Origin of the sequence: Streptomyces pathocidini (genome assembly GCF_001418495.1) — a bacterium.
GTDB classification, from domain to species: Bacteria; Actinomycetota; Actinomycetes; order Streptomycetales; family Streptomycetaceae; genus Streptomyces; species Streptomyces pathocidini.
On sequence record NZ_LIQY01000234.1, the window covers coordinates 1 to 2397 of the forward strand.

The 2397-nt window shown below is 70.6% G+C and carries 1 protein-coding gene; it reads right to left on the bottom strand.

The features are described 5' to 3' along the window. Positions 1-580 precede the first annotated feature (580 nt). The gene (locus AOK16_RS12935; RefSeq protein WP_055472407.1) at positions 581-2323 is read right to left on the bottom strand and encodes a pyruvate dehydrogenase; all 1743 of its coding nucleotides are present in this window, start codon (positions 2321-2323) and stop codon (positions 581-583) included. Between the last annotated feature and the right edge of the window lie 74 nt (positions 2324-2397).

Here is a 2397-nt window from a genome sequence, read left to right on the forward strand (position 1 = left end):
CGTTGGTGACCAGCTCGCTGGTGAGCAGTTCGGCGATGTCGGCCAGTTCGCGCTCTCCCCAGGCGCGCCGTCTGAGCCGCTCCCGCAGCGTCGCGCGGACGTCGGCCACCGCCGTCAGATCCGCCCTCCGCAGACGTTTGCTCAGCACTGATTCCGCACGCTGCGCCGCCATGTCGCCCCCGCCCCCCAAAAAAAGCCGTATCGGTCCGAGCCGCTCGGACCATCGCGTATCACGCCCACTGATGCATGCCCAGGGGCCAGTCCGGCGAAGCGCATCAAAAGTCCCCAAGGGGAGCACGAAAGATGCACCGGAAGCACAAACCGGGCGCGGTACGGGCACGGGCGGCGCGGGGGCCGCACGGCGCTCCGCACATCAAAAGCCCGGCACCGCCGGGAGAACGGTGCCGGGCTCTCAGGGGAGGACGGCTGCGCAATCCATTTGCTGCACAACAGTCGACAATCCGAACATTCCGTGCATGCTGCCGAGGCATACCCTCCGGACATCCCTTCCACCCGTACGGCCCACCCCGCGTTGCGGAGACGCCGTACGGGCCGCCGACAGGCGACGGCCGACGGGCGCTCAGGGGCGCGGCACGTTCCGCAGGTTCGAGCGCGCCATCTGCACCATCTTCCCGACCCCGCCCTCCAGCACGACCTTGCTCGCGGAGAGCGCGAAGCCGGTCACCATCTCGGCGCGGATCCTGGGCGGGATGGACAGCGCGTTGGGGTCGGTGACCACGTCCACCAGCGCGGGGCCCTTGTGCCGGAAGGCGGACCGCAGCGCGCCCCGCAGGTCCTTCGGCTTCTCCACCCGCACCCCGTACGCCCCCACCGCCTCGGCGAGTGCGGCGAAGTCCGGGTTCCGGTTGCCGGTGCCGTACGCGGGGAGGCCGGAGACCATCATCTCCAGCTCGACCATGCCGAGCGAGGAGTTGTCGAACAGCACGATCTTCACCGGCAGTTCGTACTGTACGAGCGTCAGCAGCTCGCCCATCAGCATCGCCAGGCCGCCGTCCCCGGACATGGCGACGACCTGCCGCTTCCGGTCGAGGAACTGGGCGCCGACCGCCTGCGGCAGGGCGTTGGCCATGGAACCGTGGGTGAAGGAACCGATCACGCGGCGGCGGCCGTTGGGGGTGAGGTAACGGGCGGCCCAGACGTTGTTCATGCCGGTGTCGACGGTGAACACCGCGTCCTCGGCCGCCTCGTCGTCCAGCACCGAGGCCACGTACTCGGGGTGGATCGGGGTGCGCTTCTCGACCTTGCGGGTGTAGGCGCTGACGACGCCTTCGAGGGCTTCGGCGTGCTTCTTCAGCATCTTGTCGAGGAAGCGGCGGTCGGTCCTGGCCCGCACCTTCGGCGTCAGGCAGCGCAGCGTCTCGCGCACGTCGCCCCACACCGCGAGGTCCAGTTTGGAGCGGCGGCCGAGGTGCTCGGGGCGCACGTCCACCTGCACGATCTTCGCGTCGTCCGGCAGGAAGGCGTTGTACGGGAAGTCGGTGCCGAGCAGCATCAGCAGATCGCACTCGTTGGTGGCCTCGTACGCGGCGCCGTAGCCGAGCAGGCCGCTCATGCCGACGTCGTAGGGGTTGTCGAACTGGATCCACTCCTTGCCGCGCAGGGCGTGCCCCACCGGGGACTTGACCCGCTCGGCGAACGCCATGACCTCGTCGTGCGCACCCGCGGTGCCGCTGCCGCAGAACAGCGCGATCCGGTCGGCCTCGTCGACCATGCGCGCCAGCGCGTCGATCTCCGTGTCACCCGGGCGCACGGTCGGGCGCGCGGTGACCAGGGCGTGCTCCTCGGCGCGCTCGGGCGCGGGTTTGGCCGCGATGTCGCCGGGCAGGGCGACGACGCTGACGCCGCCTCGGCCGATCGCGTGCTGGATGGCGGTCTGCGGGACGCGCGGCATCTGCTGGGGGCTGGAGATCAGCTCGCAGTAGTGGCTGCACTCGCGGAACAGCTGGTCGGGGTGGGTCTCCTGGAAGTAGCCGGAGCCGATCTCGCTGCTGGGGATGTGGGAGGCGAGGGCGAGGACCGGGGCCATGGAGCGGTGCGCGTCGTAGAGGCCGTTGATGAGGTGCAGGTTGCCGGGGCCGCAGGAGCCGGCGCAGGCGGCGAGCTTCCCGGTGAGCTGCGCCTCGGCCCCAGCCGCGAAGGCGGCGGCCTCCTCGTGGCGGACCTGGATCCAGTCGATGGCGGAGTTGCGGCGGATGGCGTCCACGACGGGGTTGAGGCTGTCGCCGACGACCCCGTAGAGCCGCCGCACCCCGGCCCGCACGAGGATGTCCACGAACTGCTCGGCCACGGTCTGCTTGGCCATGGGGGCGCCTTTCGTCGGCTTGTGGGCAGGCGGTTTCATCAGCTTGCGGGCAGGCGTTCCGCGGGGCGGTGGGG

Coding starts and splice junctions, on each gene's coding strand:
- AOK16_RS12935 (WP_055472407.1), bottom strand. CDS start 2,323: ATGGCCAAGCAGACCGTGGCCGAGCAGTTCGTGGACATCCTCGTGCGG.